The organism is Actinotalea alkalitolerans, from assembly GCF_023369855.1.
Lineage (GTDB): Bacteria > Actinomycetota > Actinomycetes > Actinomycetales > Cellulomonadaceae > Actinotalea.
In genome coordinates this window covers 98250-121443 of sequence record NZ_JAMBPP010000008.1, presented here as the reverse complement: position 1 = coordinate 121443, position 23194 = coordinate 98250, and the positions used below count along the sequence as shown (strand labels likewise).

Genomic DNA, 23194 nt, shown 5'->3' with positions numbered 1-23194 from the left:
AAGCAGTTCACGTGCCCCTCGGGGCAGCCACTTGGAGGAACCATGCGCACTCGACTTCTCGCAGCCGGCACCGCCGGCGCAGCAGGCCTCGCCCTCGCCCTGGTCGGCGCCGCCCCGGCGCTCGCCGACAACCACGAGGCCAAGCTCTCCGTGCTGCACGGGGTCCCGGGCCTGACCGTCGACGTCTACGTCAACGGCGACCTGACCCTCGACGACTTCGCCCCCGGCGACCTGGCCGGCCCGCTCGACCTCCCGGCCGGGACCTACACCGTGGCGATCACCGCGTCCGACGCGGCCGACGACAGCGAGCCCGCCATCGGCCCCATCGACCTTCCCCTCGAGGGCGGGATGAACTACACCGCGGTCGCCCACCTCGACGCCGACGGCGCCCCGACGGCCAGCCTGTTCACCAACGACATCTCCACCACGGCCGCCGGTGAGGGTCGACTGACCGTCCGCCACACCGCAGCCGCCCCCGCAGTGGACGTCCTGGCCGGTGACACCGCCGTGATCACCAACCTGTCCAACCCCGACGAGGAGGTCCTGAACCTCCCGGCCGGCACCGTCCCGGCCGCCGTGGCCGCGACCGGAACCACCGAGCCGGTCATCGGGCCGGTCGACGTGGCCGTGACCGAGGGCGTCAACACGATCGTCTACGCGTGGGGAAGCCTGGCTGACGACAACCTGGACGTCGCCGTCCAGACCATCGAGGGCCTGCACTCCGCCCCCGCGGGCGTTCCCTCGGGTGAGCTCGGCCTCGCTGCCGGCTCGTCCACCGGCACCGCCTGGATGGTCGGCGCGGCCCTGCTCGCCGCCGCCGGTGGCGCCGCCCTGGTCGCCCGTCGCCAGACGGCCGTGACCGCGAACCGCTGAGCCTGCCCGAACCTGGACAGCTGAGCACCTGAACGACCGGTCGGCCGGGTGGTTCCTCCGGCACAGCGGAGCTGACAGCCCCGTTGTCAGGTCCGCTGACAACGCGGCCGGCCGGTCCCAGGGGTGCGGCGCCTCTCCTTCCCGAGGGCGCCGCACCCCGTCCGCGTCTGACCAGCACCACCCCGCCGAGCACCATCCCGCGCACGACCCCGAGCACGACCGATCCGACCGGAGCCCCGCATGTCGACGACCCACCGCCGCCGCGAGACCGCCCGCACCCTCGGGCTGGCCCTCGTCGTCGCAGCGCTGGCCGCCTGCGGCTCCACCCCCGAGCCGCCCGTCGACCCCGTACCCGCGGCGAGCTCAGCCCCTGCTGAGCAGCCCGCCCCGGCAGCACCCCCGACGCCCGTGGTCGACGTCCCGGTGCGCAGCTCGAGCCTCGCCGCCCTCGAGGCCTCGGCCCCCGTCCCCCCGGTCTCCGTCTCGGTGCCGGCGCTGGGGATCGACCTGCCGATCGACCCCGTCGGGGTTCAGGACGACGGCCAGATGGAGATCCCCCCGCTGGCCGAGCGCGCCGGCTGGTACCGGTTCGGCGCGGCCCCCGGCCAGCAGGAAGGCACCTCGGTGATCGCCGCCCACGTCGACTCGGTCGCCTCGGCCGGCCTGGGCCCCTTCGCCCGGCTCAAGGACCTCGCGCAGGGCGACCTGGTGGACGTGACCCTCGAGGACGGCACGACCCACCGGTACGCGGTGACCTCGGTCGTCGCCCTGGCCAAGCCCGAGGTCACCTGGGACGACATCTTCACGCGCGAGGGCGGCCACCGCCTCACGCTGATCACCTGCGGTGGTAGTTTCCAGCGCGAGGCACGGAGCTACACCGACAACGTGATCGTCACCGCCGAGCCAGTCGGTGGATGATGGTCGCACTGACCCTGACCCGACCGCCGGCATCCCCCGGCCCGACACGGCAGAGGAGGAGCCCGCTGTCCACGCCCCCGCGCACCTCCTCGCTGCGCGCGCCGGTCACCTGGGAGGACGACGTCCTGGGACAGGCCTTCCGTGCCGGCGACGAGACGGCCCTCGCCGAGGCGTACCGTCGCTGGTCGGCCTTCGTGCACACCCTCGCCCTGCGTTCGCTGCGTGACGTGACCGACGCCGAGGACGTCACCCAGCAGGTGTTCGTCAGCGCCTGGCGCGGTCGCCACGGCTTCGACCCCGACCGGTCCCCGCTGCCTGCCTGGCTCACCGGCATCGCCCGGAACGCCATCGCGGACGTGCACGCGCGGCGGGCGCGCGACCGACGCAACGAGCTCGCGGTGGCCACGACGACCGGCCCCGCACCCGAGCCCGAGACGGCGTCCGTCGCCGACCGGCTGACGGTGACCGACGAGCTGACCCGGCTGGGGGAACCCCAGCGCACGATCATGGCCCTCGCCTTCTACGAGGACCTCACGCACGACCAGATCTCCCAGCGGCTCGAGCTGCCGCTCGGGACCGTCAAGAGCCACATCAGACGCAGCCTGCTGCGCCTGCGAGACCGGTTGGAGGTGGATGGTGGAACACGTTGACCCGGAGGCCCTCGCGCTGACCGCGCTGGGCGAACCCCTGAGCGACACCGATCGTGAGCACCTCGCCCTCTGCGCCGCGTGCTCCGACGAGGTGGCGACCCTGACGGCAGCGGTGGCCGTCGGCCGGTCGGCGACCGCCGCCGACAGCCTGGTCACGCCGCCCCTGGCCGTCTGGGAGCGGATCCGCGCCGAGCTCGACCTGACCCCGGGGCTCCTTCCCGACGGCGGGTCCACGGGCCCCCACCTCGCGGAGGTCCCCACCACGGACCCGGCCACGGTCGAGGCGACCCCTGGACGACACCGGGCCCCCGGGCCTGACGACCTCTCCACGGGTGCCGGCTCCGCGCCGAGCAGCGCACCGGAGGTGGACGGCGCACCGGGCGGCCTGGCCCCCGTGGTGCCGCTGCGTCGCCGCCGGGGACCGTGGGTCGCCTCGGCGGCAGCCGCCGGGCTCGTGCTGGGCGGGGTCGGTGGGGCGTGGTGGGCCGGTCAGGACGACCCGGACACCAGCCAGGTGCTCGCCAGCACGACCCTGGACCCGCTGCCCGGCTGGGCGGCCACCGGTGAGGCCACCGTCGTGGAGGCCGCCGACGGCACCCGCGAGCTCGTGCTGAGCCTCGAGGGCGGTGAGGACCTCGAGGGGTATCGCGAGGTGTGGCTCATCGACCGCGAGGTGACCCGCCTCGTCAGCCTCGGGGTGCTCGAGGGGGCCGAGGGCCGGTTCAGCATCCCGACGGACCTCGACCTGGCGGACTTCGCCGTCGTCGACGTCTCCGACGAGCCCTACGACGGCGACCCGGCCCACTCGGGGGACAGCATCATCCGCGGCATCCTCGACGCCTGACCGCCCGCGCACACGCCCGATCTCGGCGCCGCGATGCCCTCCTGGGCGGTGACGCGCATGCCTTGACAACATTTCTTGTCAATGGCACGGTGGCGTCATGCAGGACGTCGAGGTCATCGAGAGCGTGGAGGCGTCCGCCGCCGCGCTGGATCCGGTCCGGGCACGGCTGCTCGGCGAGCTGGCCGTCCCGGCCTCCGCCGCCGGTCTCTCCGCCCGGGTCGGCATCGCGCGTCAGAAGGTCAACTACCACCTCAAGGCGCTCGAGGCGCACGGCCTGGTGGAGCTGTCCGAGGAGCGTCGGCACGGCGGGCTGACCGAGCGGGTGCTCCAGGCGTCGGCGGCGTCGTACGTCGTCTCCCCCGCGGCGGTCAGCGCGTCCGCGGCCGACCCGGACGCCAACGCCGACCACCTGTCGGCGGGCTACCTCGTCGCGCTGGCCGGCCGTCTGGTGCGCGAGGTCGGCACCCTGGCACGCCGCGCAGGCACCTCGGGCAAGCGTCTGCCGACGCTGACCATCGACACCCAGATCGGCTTCCGTTCGGCGGCCGACCGGGCTGCCTTCGCGGACGACCTGACCGCTGCGGTGCTCGACCTGGCCGCTCGCTACCACCACGACGACGGGCGCCCCCACCGGCTCGTCGTCGCCGCCCACCCACTTCCTGAGGAGAGCTCATGAGCGCGACACCGAACGTCCCGTACCGCCTGGAGTTCAGCGTCGAGGTACCGGGAACCCCCGAGCAGGTCTGGCAGGCCGTCGCCACCGCCACCGGCATGAGCGCCTGGTTCCTGCCGACCGAGATGGAGGAGCGCGAGGGCGGCGCCCTGCACTTCTCCATGGGCCCCGAGATGGGCTCGGACGGCCAGGTCACCGGCTGGGACCCGCCGCGCCGCATCGCCTACCAGGAGGACTGGGCCGCCCTCATGGGCAAGGACCCGGACTCGCTCAGCCCGCTGACCTCGGAGTTCGTCGTCGAGGCGCAGTCCGGTGGCACCTGCGTCGTGCGTGTCACCAGCAGCGGGTTCGGGACCGGCGCCGACTGGGAGCAGGAGTGGTGGGACGACATGGGCTCCAGCTGGATGCCGTTCTTCGACAACCTGCGCCTCTACCTGTCGCACTTCCCCGGCCAGCAGGCCACACAGCTCGAGGCGAGCGCCTCCTACCCCGGCACCCCCGAGGCACTCTGGTCGACCCTGCGTGACACGCTCGGGCTCGACGACGAGGGCACGACGGTCGAGGCACGCGGTGTCACCGGCACGCTCGAACGGGTCGGCGAGCGGCAGGCGCTGGTCCGGCTCACCGCCCCGGTGCCCGGGATGCTCACCGTCTACACGTACGGCGAGGGCGAGGGCACGACGACGGCCGGCGTGCGGGCGTACCTGTTCTCGGCCGACGCCGCGGACTACGTGCGACGCGAGGAGCCCGCGTGGCAGACCTGGCTGCAGGGGCTCTCCGTCCCGGCCTGAACCTCGGCACGGGACCAGCTGCGTGCGCGCGGCGCCGGTGACACGACGGACCGCCCGCACCCAGGTGGGTGCGGGCGGTCCGTGACGTGCGAGGTGCGGGCGCTGCTCAGACGGCGGGCGGGGGCCGGCGGTCGTCGTAGTGCTCGGTGACCTCACGGTGGCTCGTGTTCGCACGCTGCTGGTTGTAGATCAGGCCCAGGATGAGGGCGAGGATCCCGGCGCCGATGCAGATGTAGCCCACCACGTTGAGGTTCACCACCTCCCAGGTGTCGGGTGCGATGGCGAACGCGAGGATCGCGCCGATCACGATCAGGAAGATTCCGCTTCCGATTCCCATGGTCGTGTCTCCTTCTCCAGGGACGGGTGAACCGTCCGATACGCCCCGAGCATGGCGAAGATCGACCGGTCCCGCCTGTTGAGAGGGGGTGAAGGCGGGCCGACGGCGGTCAGGCGTCCCGGTCACCGAGGCGGGTCAGCATCGCGTTGTACTCGGTGAGGTCCGCGTCGCCGTCCCGGTCGGCGGCCCGGTCACGCCGCCGTGCGGTGCGCTCGTCGTCACGGGTCCACGCGAGGGCCAGCACGATCGCCAGGGCGAGCATCGGCAGCTCGCTGATCCCCCAAGCGATCGCCCCGCCGGTCTGCTGGTCGGCGATCGCCGAGGGGCCCCACGGGCGACCCAGCAGCCCGAACCACTCGGGGACCAGCAGGGTCTCGGCGCTCACCAGCGCGACCCCGAAGAAGGCGTGGAAGGCCATGGTCGCGAAGAGCAGGAGCATGCGCACGGGGTAGCCGGGACGCTGGGGCCCCGGGTCGATGCCGACCAGGGCGTTGACGAACAGGTACCCGGCCACCGAGAAGTGCGCGATCATTCCCAGGTGCCCGATGTACGTCGTCAGGGACAGCTCGAACAGCACCGTGTAGTAGAAGACGATCATCGAGCCGGCGAAGTTCACCGCGGCGACCACGGGGTGGGCGAAGAACATGGCCCACCGCGAGTGGACCAGCCCGAGGATCCACTCGCGTGGTCCGCGCGAGCCGTCCAGCCGAGCGGGCAGGGCGCGCGCCGCGAGGGTCACCGGCGCCGAGAGCACGATGAAGATCGGCACGATCATCACCAGCACCATGTGCTGGATCATGTGGGCGCTGAACAGGACGTGCCCGTAGACCGCCGGCCCGCCCGACGTGGTCCACGCCAGCAGCACCAGACCGGTCAGCGCCGACAGCGTGCGACCCACCGGCCACCGGTCGCCGCGCCGCCGCAGCCGCCGCACCCAGCGCAGGTAGACCACCGCACCAGCCAGGCAGCCCAGGGCCGGGATCAGGTCCCAGCGGAAGCTCGTCAGCCACAGCTCGACGGTCGGCGCCGGGGGCAGCGGGTGCCCGGTGACGATCTCCGCAGGGGTCAGCTCACCCACGGGGAGCTGCGGAACGGGCGGGGCGGTGCTGGACAGTGCGACCGCGACCCCCGAGACGGCGCCCATCAGGGCCAGCTCGACCGCGACCAGCCGCCAGAACAGCCACGGTGCGCGGGTGGCCGCACCCGGCTCGAGCGAGCCGGTCCGTGCCACCAGCCGGGGGATGACGGCACGTCGGTGCGCCAGCCCCAGCAGCCCGAGCCCGCAGAACAGCACGACCTTGACCACCACGAGGGAGCCGTAGGTCGTCGTCAGGCCCTCGAGCCCACCGACCCGGATCGCGGCGTTGACCGTCCCCGAGACCGCCACGGCCACGAAGCACCAGGCCGCCACGGGCGAGTAGCGGGCCACCGCGGGCGCGAGGTCGGGCCCCAGCCGGTGGGCGACCAGGGCTAGGGCCGCGAGGCCACCGATCCAGGTCGCGGCGCCCCCCAGGTGCAGGAACATCGAGGAGATGCTGAGGTCGTGACTCACGCTGCCCGCGGCGTGCCCGGTCTGGGACTGCATCGCGAGCGCGACCCCGGCGAACAGCGCGGTGCCCAGGGCCCCGACCGGCGAGGTCACCAGCAGTGCGAGGGCACACGTGACGGCGGCCACGACGATGATCCCCAGCAGCGTGCGCCCCAGCGACACCGACGCCACGAACAGGCCGAGCTCCGAGCCGAACGTCGGGCCGCCGACGGCGCTGCCGGTGACGCTGCCGTAGGTCAGCACCAGGTGCACCACCCCGGTGACCGCCCACGTGCCCGCGGCAACCGAGGCCACGACCATCACCGCAGGCCAGGCACGCCCGTCCGACGGGGTGCGTCCGGTGCCACGCGGCAGGACGAACGCGGCCAGCACGAGGGCGCCCAGGCTCACCGAGGCGGCGAGCTCGGCGACGACCGTCACCACCGGGAGCCCCCAGCGCACCACGCCCCCGGGGTCCAGGATCACCGAGGGCAGCGCCGCCCCGGAGTACGCGACCCCGGCCACGGCCGCCAGGACACCGACGACCACCACGCCCACGACCGCTGCGACCGCGAGCGGGCGGGGGGTGGTCACGCTCTGCTCGGGCACCGACCCAGCCTACGGCGACGCGCAGGTCGGTCCCGGACGAGGTCGGTCCCGGACGACATGGTCCCGGGCCAGCAGGGGGCGGCCTCAGACCAGGCGGTGCAGCCGCATCCGCGGCTCGGGCTGCGCCGGCATGGGCAACGAGGTCACCCAGGGCCCGGCGAACTTGCCGACCAGGCGAACCGGGACGGGATCGTCGTCGCCCGCGTTGTGGATCGCGCGGGTGACCCGGCGCACGACCTCCTCGACCGTGGTGCCCCATGCCACCGGAGGGTGGATCACCCCGGTCACGTCGAGCTCCTCGAGGATCCTCACCTCGAGGTCGGGGTCCCGCAGGCGCAGGGTGGTCAGCGGACGCCAGACCGAGCCCGGTCGCAGCACGACCTCCTGCTCGTCGGGATGAGGCGAGAAGGAGGAGATGTCCCGGCCCGAGCGGTTGAGCACCGCCAGGACCGTGGAGCAGGTGAAGTTCTCGGTCGCCACCCGGGCGCTGTGGGAGCTGGCCATCACCCCGGCGGCCGCGGCGACCATCGAGGGTGCCGGTTCGCTGCGCGCGAGCCCACGGAAGGTGATGCCGTCGTAGGGCGGAAGCTTGTGCAGGGCGGCCAGGAACCCGGCGTTGTCGAGCCTCGTCTGGTCGATCATGTCGTCTCCCCTGCGGGTGACCTGCACGGCGGGGAGGTCACGGAGAACTGTCACGGGGGCACAGTAGCGTCGACCGCGGGTGCTATGGGAGGGTTCGCCCGGTTTTCTCGCACACCCGAGGCCGGCGGCCGTCGGCGTCGCGGCCCGGCGACCTCAGCTCCAGACCAGGCCCTGGCCCGGCTCCTCCAGGACCGCTGCGACGTCCGCCAGCAGCCGTGAGCCCAGCCCGCCGTCGATCAGCCGGTGGTCGAAGGAGAGCGCGAGCTGGGTGACGTGACGCACCCGGATCTTGCCCTTGTGCACCCAGGGCTGCTGCCGGATCGCCCCGAAGGCCAGGATCGCCGACTCCCCGGGGTTGAGGATCGGGGTGCCGGTGTCGATGCCGAACACCCCCACGTTGGTCACCGTGATGGTGCCGTCGGTCATGTCCGACGGCGTGGTGCGGCCCGCGCGGGCGGTGGCCGTCAGGTCGGCGAGCGCGACGGCGAGGTCGTGCAGCGAGCGGCGGTGGGCGTCCTTGATGTTCGGCACGATCAGACCTCGCGGGGTCTGCGCCGCGATCCCCAGGTTCACGTAGTGCTTGTAGACGATCTCCTGGGTCTCGTCCTGCCAGCTCGCGTTGACCTCGGGGTGCCGGTTGACCGCGATGAGCAACGCCTTCATCGCGATCAGCAGCGGGGTGACCCGGACGTCGGCGAACTCCCGGTCCTCGCGCAGCCGCGCGACCAGACGCATCGTCTTGGTCACGTCGACGGTGTGGAACACCGAGACGTGCGGGGCGGTGAAGGCGCTCGCGACCATCGCCTCGGCGGTCCGCTTGCGCACCGACTTGACCGGGACGCGGGTGGTGCGTCCGTCGTCGGCGACGGTGCCCGAGGCGAGCCAGGGCTGGTCGTCCCCGACGTAGGTGGCCAGGGCCTGCGGCTGGTTGTCCCGCGAGCGGGCCACGACGTCCTCGCGGGTCACGATGCCGCCGGGTCCGCTCGGCGAGACGGTGTCCAGGTCGACCCCGAGGTCCTTGGCGAGCTTGCGGACCGGCGGCTTGGCCAGCACCGGTGTGGTGGCGCGCGCGGGCTGCCCCGCGGGGGACGTGGCGGCGGGGGCCGGCGCGGAGGCGGCTCTCGGGGCGGGTGCCGGTGTCGCGGGCGCCGGTGCGGGCGTGTCGCGCGGGGGAGCCTCCTGCGCGGGAGCCTCCTGGACGGCGACCGGGACGTCGGCGGCCCGGCGGGGACGGCGGCTCGCGCTGTGGCCCGCGACCCCGTAGCCGACGAGCACCGCACCGCTGGGCTCGTCGTCGGCCGAGGGAGCGCCGTCGGACGAGGTGCCGGTGCCGGCGGACGACGCCGCCCCGGACGTGCCACCCGGCTCGGCGGGGTCCCCGCCGGGGTCGGTGTCGATGGTGATGATCGCCGTGCCGACCTCGACCGTGGTGCCGGGCTCGGCGAGCAGCTCGGTGACCACCCCGGCGAAGGGGCAGGGCAGCTCGACCAGTGACTTGGCGGTCTCGATCTCCAGGATCGGCTGGTTGATCTCCACGGTGTCGCCCACCGCCACGTGCCACGCGACGATCTCGGCCTCGGTCAGGCCTTCACCGGCGTCGGGGAGGCGGAACTGCTCGAACCTGGGCACGGGATGCTCCTGCGTGGTCGGGGGCGGGGGGCCTGCGGTCGGGACGGGCGATCACGGACGGCGGGAGATCACGGACGGGTGGTGCGCTGCGCACCCGTCACGTGCGCACCAGCCCCTGAGGACGACCGCTCACGTTGCCAGGGCGCGGTCGACCGCGTCCAGCACGCGGTCCATGCTCGGCAGGTACTCGTGCTCGAGCCGCGCGACCGGGTACGGCGCGTGGAACCCGCCGACCCGCAGCACCGGGGCCTCGAGGTGGAAGAAGCACTCCTCGGTGATGCGGGCCGCGACCTCGGCGCCGGTGCCGTAGAGCACCGGCGCCTCGTGCACGACGACGCAACGCCCCGTCTTGCGCACCGAGGTCGCGACCGTCGCGGTGTCCAGCGGGGAGATGCTGCGCAGGTCGATGACCTCGAGGCTGATGCCGTCGGCCGCCGCGGCCTGCGCGGCGCGCAGCGCGGTCGCGACCGTGGGGCCGTGGGCGACCAGGGTCAGGTCGGTGCCGACCCGCGCGACCCGGGCGGTGTCCAGCCCGCCGCCCGCCGCACCCGCGGTGTCCACGTCGCCCTTGTCCCAGTACCGACCCTTGGGCTCGAAGAAGAGCACCGGGTCGGGGGAGGCGATGGCCTCCTGGATCATCGTGAAGGCGTCCCCCGGGGTGGCGGGGGTGACCACCCGCAGGCCCGCGGTGTGGGCGAACAGGACCTCGGGGGACTCGCTGTGGTGCTCGACCGCCCCGATGCCACCGCCGTAGGGCACCCGGATGACCACGGGGAGGGTGAGCCGCCCACGCGACCGGTAGTGCATCTTGGCGAGCTGGGTCGTGATCTGGTCGAAGGCCGGGAAGATGAAGCCGTCGAACTGGATCTCGCACACCGGCCGGTAGCCGCGCAGCGCGAGGCCGATCGCCGTCCCGACGATCCCGGACTCGGCGAGCGGGGTGTCGACCACGCGGTCCGGTCCGAAGTCCTTCTGCAGGCCGTCGGTCACCCGGAAGACCCCGCCCAGGAGGCCGATGTCCTCGCCCATGAGCATGACCTTGGGGTCGCGCTCGAGGGATCGGCGCAGCCCGGTGTTGATCGCCTTGGCGAGGGTCAGCCGCTCGGTCGTCGCTGTCCCGTCCGTGCCGTCGCGGCCGATGTCGGTGCCGGTCATCGGGTCGCCTCCTGCGCGCCGTCGGTGAACGAGGCCTCGTAGGCCGTGAACCACTCCCGCTCGGCGTCGACCACCGAGTGCGGCGTGGCGTAGACGTCGGCGAACAGGGTCGAGGTGTCGGGGGCCTGCATGGCCCGCACCGTCTCGCGCAGGCGGGCGCCCAGCGCGTCGCCCTCGGCCGCGAGCTCGTCCAGGAAGTCCTGGCCGAGCTCGCCGTCGGCGACCAGCAGAGCACGCAGGCGGTCGATCGGGTCGCGCTGGCGCCAGTGCTCCTCCTCGGCGGCCGAGCGGTAGCGGGTCGGGTCGTCGGAGGTGGTGTGCGCGCCCATCCGGTAGGTGTAGGCCTCGATGAAGGTCGGGCCGCCCCCGGTGCGGGCACGCTCGAGGGCCTCCTGGGTCACCGCGTAGCAGGCCAGGACGTCGTTGCCGTCGACCCGGACGCTGGGCACCCCGAAGCCGCGACCCCGCTCGACGATCGGCACGCGGGACTGGCGGTCGGTGGGCTCGGAGATCGCCCACTGGTTGTTCTGGCAGAACAGCACCAGGGGGGCGTTGTTGACCGCGGCGAAGATGAACGCCTCGTTGGTGTCTCCCTGCGAGGTCGCACCGTCACCGAAGTAGGTGATGACGGCCGTGTCCCTGGCCGGGTCGCCCGACCCGACCAGCCCGTCACGCTGGACGCCCATCGCGTACCCCGTGGCGTGCAGCGTGTGCGAGCCGATGACCAGGGTGTAGAGGTGGAAGTTGTGGGCCTCGGTGTCCCACCCGCCGTGGTCGATGCCGCGGAACTGACGCAGCACGTCGGCCAGGTCCACGCCGCGGGTGTGCGCGACACCGTGCTCGCGGTACGAGGGGAACGCGTAGTCCTGGGGCGCGAGGGCCCGGCCGGAGCCGACCTGGGCGGCCTCCTGCCCGAGTGCCGGCGGGAACAGGCCGAGCTCGCCCTGCCGCTGGAGCGCGGTGGCCTCGGTGTCGAAGCGCCGCACCAGCACCATGTCGCGGTAGAGACCCCGCAGGGCGTCGGCGTCGAGATGGGCGATGCGTGGGGAGTAGTCAGGGTGGTCCACCCGCTGCCCGGTGGGGCTCAGGAGCTGGACGAGGTCGGGCTCGGTCACGCAGGGGGTCCTTCCAGGGCGATGGCCGGCTAACTTACGTCAGCGTAGGCTACGCGACCGTAGGTTAGGTCTGCAGGACTTTCACAAACCTGTGCGCACGGCCCTGTGCCGACCCGCCAACCATGCCTCATCCCCCGCGCCCCCGGCCACCCTCGCCCACCACCGCCTGCACCGGCGCTACTTCGCCGAAGTCGCACATCCGCACCGAGGACGCACGGGCGATCGTGCGTCCTCGGTGCGGACGTGCGACCTCGCGGGGGAGGGCGGGGTGTGGTGGGCGGCGGCGGCGCGTGCGGCCCGGGTTACCTGCGTGTCGTCGCCAGGGCGGGTTCCTCCGCGTCGGCTCCGGCGGACGCGGGGGACTCGGTGCGGCCGGCCTGGTCGCCGTGCGCGCTGGCACCGTGCGCGCTGACGCCGTCGTGCCTACTGTCACCGTCGTGCACGCCGTCAGTCACCACCGAGCGGGCGACGTCCGAGCGGGCGAGGGCGACCGAGAGCACCGTGAGCGCCGCGAGTCCGGCCAGCGCGGCCCAACCGGCGGTCGCGCTCGTGCTCCACCGGCCCTCGAGCAGGAACAGGGCCGAGACGGTGCACGTCGGGATGCCCAGCCACACCAGGAACCAGCCGGTGAACCGACCGAGCTCGAGCGTCCCCACGTGGGTGAGCCCCAGACCCATGAGCAGGAAGAACAGTGTCCACATGATCGCCCAGGTGGCCCAGATGACAGCGAACACCGGGTCGCTGCCGACCGAGGTCACCGCATGGAACGCCGCGACGGCCGCCACGAAGGAGCTGTACCAGCCGAACCCCTGCGGCTCGATGCCGTGGATGATCTGGAACCCGTACCAGAGGTACGTGATGCCGAAGAGGTAGCTCGGCCAGGTCGCGGCCAGGACTGCCGGGTCCGAGCCGCTCTGGACCAGGACGAGGGTCGGCAGGACGACCTGCGCGGTACCGACGAAGAAGTTCAGCGGTGCCGCACTGCGGGCCGGCACGACCCCGAGCGCCGCCAGACCGTTGACGAAGAGGACGACGCCCACCAGGAGCAGACCGACGTCGCCCATCAGTGGCTCAGCAGGTCGACGAAGGTCTGCGAGGAGATCACCGGTGCGAAGAAGCTGTTGATCCGCTCGAAGGCCGCGGGCTCCTGGTCGGGGCGCTGGGCACCCGTCGCGTCACCGATGACGATGGGCAGCAGGCCGTGGTCACGGGCTGCCCGTGCGTTGCCCTCGATGCACCAGTCCAGGTGGATCCCGGTGATCACCACGACCTCGACACGCTTGCGGGCCAGCTCGAGGGGCAGGTCCGTGCCCACGAACGCCGTCTGCAGCGCCTTCTCGTACAGCTCGTTGTCCCCCGGGCGCACCAGCTCACGCAGCTCGGGAGCGAGCTCGTCGTCCCAGGCGATCTGCTCGGGGGTCGCGTCGAGGTGACCCGTCCACGACGCGTACTGCGCACGGTCGAAGTCGGACTGCGGGTACCGGTCACGGAACACCGAGTAGCCGATCCAGTTGAAGGACACGAAGCTGGGTGCCCGCCGAGCCGCCTGCACCGCGGTCACGGTCGCCGGCAGGCTCCCCCGGAACGCGTGCCCCTCGGCGTACTGCACCCCACCGGGCCGGTACAGCGAGTTGGACTGGCTGACCGAGAGGAAGGCCGCGGGGCGGGAGAGGATCTCGCGCAGGTCCAGGGACCTCCAGTGGTCGGCGAGCGGAGGGATGGACGCGACGTTGGTCGCCGGGTACCCCAGGGTCGCCGGGTCGAGCGGGACGGGGTCGAGGGGGGTGGTGCGGTCGGTGCGCAGGTCGAGGGTGGTCATGGTCGCTCCTGGTGGTGCTCGCGATGGTCGGGTGGGGCCCGCCGGTCCCGCGTGGGGACGGCTCACGACCCGGCGGTCGGCCGGGCAGCAGCAGGTCGGGCGAGGTGAGACGGGTCGGACGGGTGGGGACGAGGACTGCACACGCCGTCGTCCCGGCACGCTGCGGCGTGCACGACGGCGGTGGCCCGCACGAGGGCGGGACTCAGCTGGGCATTCGGCCCGCGGGGCAGGGCAGGTGCCTCGTGCGGGGACAGGTTCCCGCGCCCAGGGCGCCGGGCACGACAGCGACGCGGAAGGCGTCGAGGGTCGCTCCTGTGGTCGTCACACCGGTGAAGGTACCCCCGCGCGGGGACCGTCGACACCCGGCTTCTCGCTCACTGAGACCAGCGGCCGCAGGATCAGCGCCAGGTGCCGGTCAGCGCGAGGACCCGCTCCACGGACTCCTCCTCCCCGACGCTGATCCGCAGACCCTCGCCGGCGAACGGCCGGACGAGCAGTCCTGCCCGGGCCGCCTCCGCAGCGCGCTCGGCCGTGCGATCACCCGTCGCGAGCCACACGAAGTTCGCCTGGCTCTCGGGGACGGACCAGCCCTGGCCGCGCAGGCCGGCGAGCAGCGCGGCCCGACGCTCGACGATCACCTCCACGCGCTCGAGCAGCTCGTCCGTGGCCCGCAACGAGGCCAGGGCGGCGACCTGCGCGAGGTGCGAGACCCCGAACGGTGTCGCGGCGGTGCGGACCCCCCGGGCGAGGTCGGGATGGGTCACGGCGTAGCCGACCCTCAGCCCGGCGAGCCCGTAGGCCTTGGAGAACGTCCGCAGCAGCACGACGTTCGGGTGGTCGGCGAGGATCCGGTCGCCTGCTGGCGCGAGCGGGTCGCGGACGAACTCGACGTAGGCCTCGTCCAGCACCACCAGCACCTCGGGCGGGACGGCCGCCAGGAAGGTCCGCAGCTCGTCGTCGCGTACCGCCGGCCCGGTCGGGTTGTTGGGCGAGCACACCAGGACCACCCGGGTGCGTGGCGTGATCGCGGCAGCCATGGCTGCCAGGTCGTGCCGCCCGTCGGCCCTGAGCGGCACGGTCACCGCGACGGCGCCGGTCAGCCGGACGGCGATCGGGTAGGCCTCGAAGGACCGCCACACGTGGACGACCTCGTCACCGGCGTCGCAGAAGGCCTGGAGCACGTGACCGAGCACGGCGACCGACCCGCAGCCCGGCACGACCGCCTGCGGCACGACACCGTGGCGCTCGGCGATCGCCTCGCCGAGCTCGGTGGCGAACATGTCCGGGTAGCGGTTGATCTCCACCGCGGCCCGGGCGACCGCCTCGCGGACGCTCTCGAGCGGCGGGAAGGGATTCTCGTTCGAGGACAGCTTGATGACGTCGGGCTGCGCCGCGGCACGCGCACCCGGCACGTAGGCGGGCAGCGTGCGGATCGCGTCGCGCAACGGCACCTGGGGGGAGCTCACCGGGTCAGCATGCCACCCGGCCGTGCTGCCGGATTGCGCTGTGCGGGACCACCCGACCATGGAACGATGTGACCATGAGCTTCCTGCTGCGAGTGATCATCAACGCCGTCGCGATCTGGCTCGCGACACAGCTCCTGTCCGGCCTGACGGTCGTGGGCGGGGACGACACGACCGGCCGCATCCTGGTGCTGGTCGTGGTCGCGCTCGTCTTCGGCCTGGTCAACGCCGTGGTCAAGCCGATCGTCAAGCTGATCTCCCTGCCGCTCTACATCATCACGCTGGGCCTGTTCACGCTGGTCGTCAACGCGCTGATGCTGATGCTGACCGGCTGGCTCTCCGAGCTCACCGACTACGGCCTGCGGGTCTCCGACTTCGGCACGGCCGTGCTGGGTGCGCTGATCATCTCGATCGTCAGCTTCCTGCTCAGCATCGTCATCCCGGGGGCACGGGACCGCGACTGACCTCGGCCGCACCGGACGCGCGACCGGTCGAGCCGCCGGACCCCTCGACCGGGACACGCACCCCTGTGAACTGCTGCGTCACGGCCGTCGTCCCGGCACCGCCGAGCACCTCGGCGAGCCGGGCGTGCTGGGCGGCCAGGGACGGGTGAGCCGCGTTCTCGTAGAGCTCGCCCGAGCGCTCGTACGCGGCGCAGCTGTGCGACGCACTCGCACTGAGGGCGAGCATCCGTTCGGCCGGGTCGCTCGACGACGCCAGCTTGCGCACCACCGTCGTCCGGTTCCTCTCATCCGGGCTCGGTACGCCGTCGATCGCGTGGACCGGGTCCTCCTCGTGCTGGAGGTTCATCACCTGGGTCTCCGGGGGGACCTCGACGTGACCCACGGGTGACCCCGCGGTGATCACGGTGTCGATCGTGTACCGGTCCCGCACCGACGGGTCGGACGCGAGCTGCATCGCCACCATGCCGCCCTGGCTGTGACCGGTGAGGACGACCTTCTCGTCCGGACCGACACCGGCCTGCGCCATCGCCTCGAGGACCAGCGCCGAGCCGTCGTCGGGCAGCCCTGCCATGAGCCGCAGGTTCGTGGTCAGGTCCAGCGGGTTGGGGCCCCCGCCCGGTCCCCACTCCTGGGTCCCGGGGATGGCCACCGACCAGGCCCTGGTCCCGTCGGGGTGGTCGAGCCGTTGGATCTCGACCGTCCCGGGAGGGCCACCCGCACCGGGGTAGGTCACCGTGACCCGCCCCAGCGCGTCGGACGCCGAGCGCACCGGGGCGGGGGCGCCACCTGCCCTGCCCGACGCTGGGGTCTGCACCACGGGGCTCACCACGAGCTGTGTGGGGCCGGTGGTCACGGCCGACGCGACACCCAGCGTCGAGGCGAGCGCGCGGGCGGCGACCGGTACCGGGTTCGTGCCGTTCAGCTGCGGTCCGGGCTGCAGGCTCACGACCATCGCCGCCATCCCGGGCACCATCACCTCGACGACCTGTGCGCTCGGTCGATGACGCTCGGCGAGGGTCAGCGCGCCGGCGCCCACCGCGCGCGCACCCCTGCCCATGACGGTCTGGCCGACCGTGAGGGCTGTCCGTGCACCCAGACCCATGGACCCCGGGGCCCGACCCAGCAGTGCCAGACCACCGGCCGTCACACCGACGACGACGAGCGGCGCCGCGACGTGGGCCACCAACGGCAGGGAGAGCACCGCGAGCAGCAGCGGCGAGCCGCCCGCGATCCCGCCCACCGCGATGCTCAGGCCGCGCAGCAGAGCCCCCGAGCCGCGGTCGGCCTCGGCGTACCCCTGGGCGGCGCCCAGCAGACCGAGGACCAGGCTCTGCAGCTCCTGCACCTGTGCCCCGAGCCCGTCCGTCGGGGAGGTCAGGGGCGCGGTCGCGGTGCGAGCCCAGTGACCCGTCGACGGGGAGATCCGCGAGGCCTGCTCGACGAGCTCGGTCACGACCCGGGCGTGCTCGGCCGCCACGCCGAGGTGCCCTGCGGCGCACTGCAACGTCCCGGCCGCGGCGTCCAGCGAGCCCAGCAGGGCGCGCGTCCCGCCCACACCCCCGACGACCTCGACCCCCTGGGGCAGGTCGCGACCGCCGCCACCGGCCCAGCCGTCCCAGGCACGCGCGTCCCCGTCCGGCCGCACGGCGGTGCTCACCGGAGCTCCGGCATGGCCAGGCAGAACTCCTCCTGGGCGAGCAGACCGTCCGCGGCGCGGGTGTGGACGCGCACCGCCTGGTAGGCGACGTCCAGGCAGGAGGTCAGCCGGACCAGCCTGGCGTGGAGCTCCTCGATGCGCGCGCCGTACGCGGTCGCCGCAGGCGAGAGCCAGTCGACGTCCTGCGCGGCGACCACCCGCAGGCGGGCGAGCCGCAGCTCCTCGGCCACGACCGCCAGGGTGGCCTCGGCCTGGCGTGCCGTGCGCCGCTGGTCCTTCTCGCAGTCGACCACCCAGGTCATCGCGCCCTCCGCCCGAGATGTCGGACCCCTGCGGTGCCGACCCGGCAGACGTTAGGGACCGGCGGCCACCCCGCTGCTGCCCTGCCTGCTCGAGGGGTGGGGACGCAGCGCGACCGCGGCGCTGTGGACGCGCAGCGGGTCGATGGGACACAGTCGGCGCGTGCGCGAGCCTCGACCCGGACGGCGGCCCCACCTCGGGGGTGCACCCTCGACCGGCCCGCGCCCGGTACCCACCCCCCGCACGGCTGCCCTCGGCGCGCTGGCGGTGCTCGTGGCGGCGCTGCTCTTCTCCGTCAACGGCACCGTCTCCAAGATCGCGCTGCAGTCGGGGCTGAGCACCATGCGTCTGGTCGAGCTGCGCTCGCTCGGGTCGGCGGTGATCCTCATGGCGGCGGTGCTGGTCGTGGCACCGGGCCGGCTGCGGGTGCGCGGCAAGGAGCTCGCCGCGATCGGCATCCTCGGGGTGGTCGGCATGGCGCTGGTGCAGTGGCTGTACTTCGTGGCGATCTCCCGGCTCCCCGTGGGGGTCGCGCTGCTCCTGGAGTTCACCGCCCCGCTGCTGGTCGCGCTGTGGGCCCGGTTCGTGCTCCGCGAGTCCGTGCGCGCCCGGGTGTGGTGGGCCCTGGCCGCCTGCCTGAGCGGCCTGGCCCTGGTCGCCCGGGTGGGCCAGGGCATCACCCTGGACGCGGTGGGCGTCGCCGCCGGGCTGGGTGCCGCCGTGTGCCTCGCGACGTACTTCCTGCTGGGTGACCGGCTCGTGCGGGCCCGCGACCCGCTGTCCACCCAGGCCGTCTCGATGGTTTTCGCGGCAGCGTTCTGGATCGTCCTGCAGCCGCTGTGGACCTTCGACACCCGGGTGCTGACCGCCGAGGTCGCGCTGCCCGGGATCCTCGCCGGCCAGACCCCACCCCTGTGGGCGCTGGTCACCTGGATCGTGGTTCTCGGGACGGTGGTGCCCTACGTCCTCGTGCTCGCCGGCCTCGCGCGCATCGGACCCGCCCGGGCCGGGGTGATCGGCATGGTCGAGCCCGTGGGGGCGGGAGCCGTGGCCTGGGTGGTGCTCGGGGAGTCGATGACCGCGACCCAGCTCGCCGGCGGCGCGGTGGTCCTGGCCGGTGTCCTGCTCGCCGAGACCGCGCGGACCCGGCCCGTCTCGCCGCCGGCTCCCGTGTCGGACGCCGTCCTGCCCTGAGGGCCGCTACTGCGCCGACCATCCCCGCAGCCGACGACGACGCCACCAGTCGCGCGGCACCACGAGCACCATCGCGGCCACGACCGCCGCGACCACCACCACCCGCAGCCACCCCTGGCCCACCAGGACCCCGCCCAGCCCCCCACGGACCCACACGACCGCGAGCACGAGCGTCTGCGCGAGGAGCTGTGGGCCGACCATCGACCGGGCCACCGCGCCGAGCACAGGCCCCTCGACCAGACCACCCCACGGAACGTGGGCCGCGAGCGCCGCGGCCCGCACCATCAGGTGCAGACCCAGCACCAGGGCCATCGCGGGGACCAGCCGTACCGCAGGGGCCTCGGCCCCCGGTGGGCCGAGCAGGTCGTCACCGGCCAGCACCCACAGCCCCACCAGCAGCAGCACGCCCGGGGCGACCGGCCACGACGGTCGCCAGACGGCGAGGCCCGCCGCACCGACGACCAGCACCGCACCGGTCGCGCCCCGGGCCGCCAGCGCGCCGCAGCCGACCATGAGGACGGCCACGGCGACCCGCACCGCCCAGCCGGGCACCGGGGCGACGAGCCGCACCTCGACGCGGGTGGTCATCGCCCGCCCCCCGAGCCGGGACGGCGGTGCGACCGACGCGCGAGCTGCTGCAGCCGGGCGGAGGCCCGGGAGGTGTCCGACCAGACCACCACCTCGGCCCCGGCGGAGGTGAGGTCGGCGAGCCGGTCCTCCCGCTCGATCATCACGATCCGCAGCGCGAGACGCTCGCGTGCGGTCGTCCCCCTCACCCGGACCGGTGGGAGCACGTCGACGGCGACCACCCGGTGGCCCGACCTGCGCCACACGACCGCGAGCCGCGCGGCCTCGGGGTCCAGGAAGGTCGAGAAGACGTAGACGATCGACCCCGAGGGCAGCACGGGTGGGCGCACCCGCCGGGTGGGCTCACCGAGGGGTCGCAGCACCGCGAGCTGGTGGACCACCCGGTCGAGCTGACGGCGCCCGGCGCCCGGGCGCAGCGCGCGCAGCCGCACCCCCAGGTCCTCGAGCCCCACCCGGTCACCGGTCGCCAGGCTCGCCTGGGCGATGCTCGCCGCGGCCTGGCGGGCCAGGTCCAGGGAGGTCGCGTCGTCGGGCCGCACCGGAAGCATGCCGCTCCAGGTCGCCGGGTCGGGGCCGACGTCGTCCCGCGAGTCCACCACGAGGGTCACCATCGCCTCGGCCAGCGCCACCGTGCGACGCACGTACAGCTGCTCCAGACCGGGCGAGCGGCGGGCCGTGGTGCGCCAGTCGACCCGGCGCAGGCTGTCGCCCGGCGCGAACGGGTGGATGTCGCGCAGCCCCCCTCCTTCTCCCGGGCGCCGGGACTCGTGGTGCCCGGTCAGGCCGCGCAGCCGCGCGGGCAGCGGCAGGTCGGCCAACGGGCGGGCGCGCGGGAGCACCAGCACCTGGTCGGCCGTCGAGGTGCCGGCCGGGCCGGTCACGTGCGACCCCCGCCCCAGCCCCTGGTGGTCGATGCTGAACAGCGGCTGGGGCCCGGTCCGCACCGACCGGGCCGCGACCTCGATCTGGCGGGTGACCGGCACGTGGACCAGCGCCTCGACGGGCGTGTGGCCGGGGCGTCCGACACGGACCCGCACGGCCTCGGTCCCGGGGGGTGCAGCCAGGTGCAGCCGGGCGGTGAGCGACCCGCTGTCAGGGGCACCGTCGGGGCCGGGCACGCGGGTGCGCTCGGCGTCCACCCACACCTCGCCCCGGGGGCGGCTCCCCCATGCCCACAGGGAGGCGACGACGGGCGCGACCCCCAGCAGCGCCACGTCGGGCCGACCCGCCAGGACGCCGAGCACGAGCAGCACCATCCCGGCACCCAGGGTCCACGCGAGCCGCTCGTCGACGACCCACGGCTCCCCCGGCCCGCGACCCCCGCCCTGCCCCGCGGCCATCAGCTCACCAGCTCGTGCCGTCGCCGTCGCGGGAGGGCACCGTCGAGGGGCCCGGGACCAGGTGCAGGACCTCACGCACCACGGCCTCCGGCGCGACCCCCGAGGCCCAGCTCGCCGGGGTCAGGGTCATCCGGTGGGCGAGGGCGGGCTCGGCGACCGCCTTGACGTCCTCAGGCGTCACGAACCGGCGCCCGGACAGGACCGCGAGAGCACGGGCCACGAGCACCAGGGCCTGGGAGCCCCGCGGCGAGGCGCCGACCTCGACCGCGTCGTGACGGCGGGTCGCTGCGGCGAGGTCCACGCAGTAGCCCACGACGTCGGGGTCCACCCGTACCTCCTCGACGCCCGCCTGCATCGCGAGCACCGTGGTCGCGTCGACCACCCGAGAGACCGGTGCGGCCTCCTGGCGGCGCGACAGCCGGCGACCCAGGACGTCGACCTCGGCGGCGTGGTCGGGGTAGCCCACGGCCAGCCGCACCATGAAGCGGTCGAGCTGCGCCTCGGGCAACGGGTAGGTGCCTTCGTACTCGACCGGGTTGGAGGTGGCCATCACGTGGAACGGGCTGGCCATCGGGTACGTGGTCCCGTCCACAGTGACCTGCCGCTCGGCCATCGCCTCGAGCAGCGCGGACTGGGTCTTGGGTGCGGTGCGGTTGATCTCGTCGGCGAGCAGCAGACCGGTGAACACCGGCCCCGGCCGGAAGGTGAAGGCCGAGCGCTGCGGGTCGTAGACCGCCGAGCCGGTGATGTCCGAGGGGAGCAGGTCCGGCGTGCACTGGACCCGCTGGAAGTCCAGACCCAGGGCGGTGGCCAGGCTGCGCGCCGCGAGGGTCTTGCCCAGACCGGGCACGTCCTCGAACAGCACGTGGCCCCCCGCGAGGATCGCCGCCAGGGCGATGCGCAGGGGCTCGCGCATGCCGACCACCGCTGTCCCGACCTCGGTCAGCACCGCCTGGGCGAGGGTCGCGACCTGCGCGGGCGGGAGGGGTCGGGCCGGCGACGTGCCGCCTGGGGGGGACGACGGCGTGCCGCCTGGGGGTTGGGTCACGGCCGGGGCCTCTCGGTGGTGGGGACGGGTCCGAGCATCTCGAGGATCTCGACGCAGTGGGTGATCTCACGCAGCGAGGGCAGCCCGCCGGTGGGCATGAGCGTGCGCCAGGCCCGCTCACCCAGCAGCTCACGGGCCGCCGCCACCTGCTGCGGGTCCATCTGGTCGGGGCGCAGCTGGGCCCCCGCGCGACCGGTCTCCAGGTGCACGCCGTGACGGGCCAGCCGCCGCGCGGCCACCAGGCGGAGGCGGCGCACGGCGGCCTCCGAGACCCGCCCGTCCCGACCGACGAAGGTCCAGGTGAGCGCGGCGACGTCGCGTCGCACGCCGTCGGTGGCCTCGGGGTCGTGCTCGGGCCAGTCGTGCTCGGCCCCGGCGGTCAGGATCACCGCCGCGGTGACCAGCACGAAGGTCGCCCCGCCCAGCACGAGGCCGTCGCGCAGCGGTATGCCCACGAGCACCGTGCCCAGCCCGACGACGGCGCCCGTGAGAGCCGGGCGCGGGTCGGCGTCGGGCAGCCGGTCCAGGACCCGTGCGACCAGGGTGCGCGGTCGGTCCCACCGGCTCATCGGCGGGGCCCCTCTCCGGGCACGTCGCTGTCGGGGGCGTCGCCGTCGGGAACGTCACCTCCGGGCACGTCGCCGTCGGGGGCAGGGCCGCCGGGCACACCTCCCGACGGCCTCGAAGGCCGGTCGGCGAGGGACGAGGAGAGTGCGTCGAGGGCCGTGGTCGCGTCGATCACGTCCTGGGCGGTGAGCGGCTCGTCGCCGAAGCGTGCCTGGAGGTAGAGCCCGAGCAGCACCCGGGTGGCCGTCCGGTCGGCGGGGGTGCGGTCCAGCACCTCGACGGTGAACTCGGTCGGGGTCGCTGCAGGGTGACGGGTCACCCCCGACCCGCCGGCGGCCGCCTCGAGGGCGACCCAGGCGGCGATGATCACGTCGGCGGGGTCACGTCGCGCGCGGATCTGCGTGTCGGCGTCGGCGAGGCCCCGGCGCAGGGCCGGCAGGTCCGGCAGCTCCCCGGCGGTCGCCGGGCCGACCATCTCCCCCGGTTCGACGTCGAAGGCGTCCCCCGGCCCGTCGACCGCACGTCGCGGCTCGAGCCGTCGCAGCCAGAGGACGGCCGCGGTCACCACCGCCGCCAGGACGAGCAGCAGCAGAGAGGTCCACAGCCAGCGCAGGTCCCACGGCTCGACCTCGATCTGCCGCAGGGCCTCGACCAGCGGATCGGGCTCGGGCGTCGGCGTGAGGCCCTCGGCCGGTCCGGGCGTGACCTCGACCGGCGCGGTGGACTCGCTCACCTCGATGCTCCACGGACCGATCAGCCCCGAGACCACCACCGCCAGGGACAGCAGCGAGACCACCCAGACGCTGCGCCGCACGTGGGCGACGTCGGTGTCGGGGCGCAGCACAGCGGGCCGCGGTGGGGCGTCGGCACCCCCGCGCGACCCCGGTGCGCGTTCCTCGCCCGGCCGGTCCACACCAACCATCATCCCTGCCAGGGGATCGGGCAGCAGGTCCGCGTCCCTCTCGGCGACACCCGAGACCTGTCACCGAC

Annotated in this window: 24 protein-coding genes; 8 read left to right on the top strand and 16 right to left on the bottom strand. The window is 74.0% G+C overall.

What is annotated here, in order from left to right; all coding sequences use genetic code 11:
• Positions 1–42: 42 nt before the first annotated feature.
• The 6 genes from M1R94_RS11710 (at position 43) to M1R94_RS11685 (ending at position 4749) form a co-directional block, all read left to right on the top strand.
• Entirely contained in the window at positions 43–873 is an 831-nt protein-coding gene (locus M1R94_RS11710; RefSeq protein ID WP_249381881.1) for a DUF4397 domain-containing protein, read from the top strand.
• A 240-nt stretch (positions 874–1113) separates the two neighbouring features.
• On the top strand, positions 1114–1791 hold the full coding sequence (locus M1R94_RS11705; RefSeq protein ID WP_249381880.1) for a class F sortase: 678 nt from the start codon (positions 1114–1116) through the stop codon (positions 1789–1791).
• On the top strand, positions 1788–2441 hold the full coding sequence (locus M1R94_RS11700; RefSeq protein ID WP_249381879.1) for an RNA polymerase sigma factor: 654 nt from the start codon (positions 1788–1790) through the stop codon (positions 2439–2441). The genes M1R94_RS11705 and M1R94_RS11700 overlap by 4 nt, the downstream gene beginning before the upstream one ends.
• The gene (locus M1R94_RS11695) at positions 2425–3285 is read left to right on the top strand and encodes an anti-sigma factor (RefSeq protein ID WP_249381878.1); all 861 of its coding nucleotides are present in this window, start codon (positions 2425–2427) and stop codon (positions 3283–3285) included. The genes M1R94_RS11700 and M1R94_RS11695 overlap by 17 nt, the downstream gene beginning before the upstream one ends.
• Positions 3286–3382: 97 nt before the next feature.
• Positions 3383–3961, top strand: coding sequence for an ArsR/SmtB family transcription factor (locus tag M1R94_RS11690; protein ID WP_249381877.1), 579 nt, complete (start codon positions 3383–3385; stop codon positions 3959–3961).
• Complete coding sequence (locus tag M1R94_RS11685; protein ID WP_249381876.1) at positions 3958–4749, top strand: SRPBCC family protein; 792 nt, start codon at positions 3958–3960, stop codon at positions 4747–4749. The genes M1R94_RS11690 and M1R94_RS11685 overlap by 4 nt, the downstream gene beginning before the upstream one ends.
• Positions 4750–4855: 106 nt before the next feature.
• Here M1R94_RS11685 and M1R94_RS11680 read toward each other — a convergent pair whose 3' ends face one another.
• The 9 genes from M1R94_RS11680 to hisC form a co-directional block, all read right to left on the bottom strand.
• On the bottom strand, positions 4856–5086 hold the full coding sequence (locus tag M1R94_RS11680) for a DUF6458 family protein (protein WP_249381875.1): 231 nt from the start codon (positions 5084–5086) through the stop codon (positions 4856–4858).
• A gap of 109 nt (positions 5087–5195) precedes the next feature.
• Positions 5196–7223, bottom strand: a complete 2028-nt coding sequence (locus tag M1R94_RS11675) for a bifunctional copper resistance protein CopD/cytochrome c oxidase assembly protein (RefSeq protein WP_249381874.1) — start codon at positions 7221–7223, stop codon at positions 5196–5198.
• A gap of 84 nt (positions 7224–7307) precedes the next feature.
• A complete protein-coding gene (locus M1R94_RS11670) occupies positions 7308–7919 on the bottom strand; it encodes a hypothetical protein (RefSeq protein WP_249381873.1) in 612 nt (203 codons plus the stop codon).
• 99 nt (positions 7920–8018) lie between these two features.
• Positions 8019–9494, bottom strand: a complete 1476-nt coding sequence (locus M1R94_RS11665) for a dihydrolipoamide acetyltransferase family protein (RefSeq protein WP_249381872.1) — start codon at positions 9492–9494, stop codon at positions 8019–8021.
• Positions 9495–9623: 129 nt separating this feature from the next.
• A complete protein-coding gene (locus tag M1R94_RS11660) occupies positions 9624–10649 on the bottom strand; it encodes an alpha-ketoacid dehydrogenase subunit beta (protein WP_249381871.1) in 1026 nt (341 codons plus the stop codon).
• Positions 10646–11764, bottom strand: coding sequence for a pyruvate dehydrogenase (acetyl-transferring) E1 component subunit alpha (gene pdhA, locus M1R94_RS11655; RefSeq protein ID WP_249381870.1), 1119 nt, complete (start codon positions 11762–11764; stop codon positions 10646–10648). The genes M1R94_RS11660 and pdhA overlap by 4 nt, the downstream gene beginning before the upstream one ends.
• Before the next feature lie 302 nt (positions 11765–12066).
• Positions 12067–12828: an AmiS/UreI family transporter gene (locus M1R94_RS11650; protein WP_249381869.1), complete on the bottom strand. Its 762-nt coding sequence runs from the start codon at positions 12826–12828 to the stop codon at positions 12067–12069.
• Entirely contained in the window at positions 12828–13583 is a 756-nt protein-coding gene (locus M1R94_RS11645; RefSeq protein ID WP_249381868.1) for a cysteine hydrolase family protein, read from the bottom strand. Before M1R94_RS11645 ends, M1R94_RS11650 begins: the two co-directional genes overlap by 1 nt.
• Positions 13584–13981: 398 nt before the next feature.
• Positions 13982–15049, bottom strand: coding sequence for a histidinol-phosphate transaminase (hisC, locus tag M1R94_RS11640; protein ID WP_249381867.1), 1068 nt, complete (start codon positions 15047–15049; stop codon positions 13982–13984).
• 74 nt (positions 15050–15123) lie between these two features.
• On the opposite strand from hisC, the gene M1R94_RS11635 reads away from it, so the two are divergent.
• A complete protein-coding gene (locus tag M1R94_RS11635; protein ID WP_249381866.1) occupies positions 15124–15510 on the top strand; it encodes a phage holin family protein in 387 nt (128 codons plus the stop codon).
• On the opposite strand, the gene M1R94_RS20770 is transcribed toward M1R94_RS11635, so the two are convergent.
• Together M1R94_RS20770 and M1R94_RS11625 are read right to left on the bottom strand one after the other, a co-directional pair.
• Positions 15482–17167: a GPI inositol-deacylase gene (locus M1R94_RS20770; protein ID WP_249381865.1), complete on the bottom strand. Its 1686-nt coding sequence runs from the start codon at positions 17165–17167 to the stop codon at positions 15482–15484. The genes M1R94_RS11635 and M1R94_RS20770 overlap by 29 nt on opposite strands.
• The gene (locus M1R94_RS11625) at positions 17164–17469 is read right to left on the bottom strand and encodes a hypothetical protein (RefSeq protein ID WP_249381864.1); all 306 of its coding nucleotides are present in this window, start codon (positions 17467–17469) and stop codon (positions 17164–17166) included. The genes M1R94_RS20770 and M1R94_RS11625 overlap by 4 nt, the downstream gene beginning before the upstream one ends.
• A gap of 160 nt (positions 17470–17629) precedes the next feature.
• Here M1R94_RS11625 and M1R94_RS11620 point away from each other — a divergent pair, with 160 nt between their 5' ends.
• Complete coding sequence (locus M1R94_RS11620; RefSeq protein WP_249381863.1) at positions 17630–18661, top strand: EamA family transporter; 1032 nt, start codon at positions 17630–17632, stop codon at positions 18659–18661.
• Between the two features lie 6 nt (positions 18662–18667).
• Here M1R94_RS11620 and M1R94_RS11615 read toward each other — a convergent pair whose 3' ends face one another.
• Genes M1R94_RS11615 through M1R94_RS11595 form a run of 5 tightly spaced genes read right to left on the bottom strand, consistent with a single transcriptional unit; the run spans position 18668 to position 23129 of the window.
• Positions 18668–19249: a hypothetical protein gene (locus tag M1R94_RS11615; protein WP_249381862.1), complete on the bottom strand. Its 582-nt coding sequence runs from the start codon at positions 19247–19249 to the stop codon at positions 18668–18670.
• On the bottom strand, positions 19246–20589 hold the full coding sequence (locus M1R94_RS11610; protein ID WP_249381861.1) for a DUF58 domain-containing protein: 1344 nt from the start codon (positions 20587–20589) through the stop codon (positions 19246–19248). The genes M1R94_RS11615 and M1R94_RS11610 overlap by 4 nt, the downstream gene beginning before the upstream one ends.
• Before the next feature lie 4 nt (positions 20590–20593).
• Positions 20594–21637 carry an AAA family ATPase gene (locus tag M1R94_RS11605; protein ID WP_249381860.1) on the bottom strand — a complete coding sequence of 348 codons (1044 nt, stop codon included), beginning with the start codon at positions 21635–21637 and terminating at the stop codon, positions 20594–20596.
• Positions 21634–22206 (bottom strand): hypothetical protein, encoded by a 573-nt coding sequence (locus M1R94_RS11600; RefSeq protein WP_249381859.1) that lies wholly within the window; start codon positions 22204–22206, stop codon positions 21634–21636. Before M1R94_RS11600 ends, M1R94_RS11605 begins: the two co-directional genes overlap by 4 nt.
• On the bottom strand, positions 22203–23129 hold the full coding sequence (locus tag M1R94_RS11595) for a DUF4129 domain-containing protein (protein ID WP_249381858.1): 927 nt from the start codon (positions 23127–23129) through the stop codon (positions 22203–22205). The genes M1R94_RS11600 and M1R94_RS11595 overlap by 4 nt, the downstream gene beginning before the upstream one ends.
• Between the last annotated feature and the right edge of the window lie 65 nt (positions 23130–23194).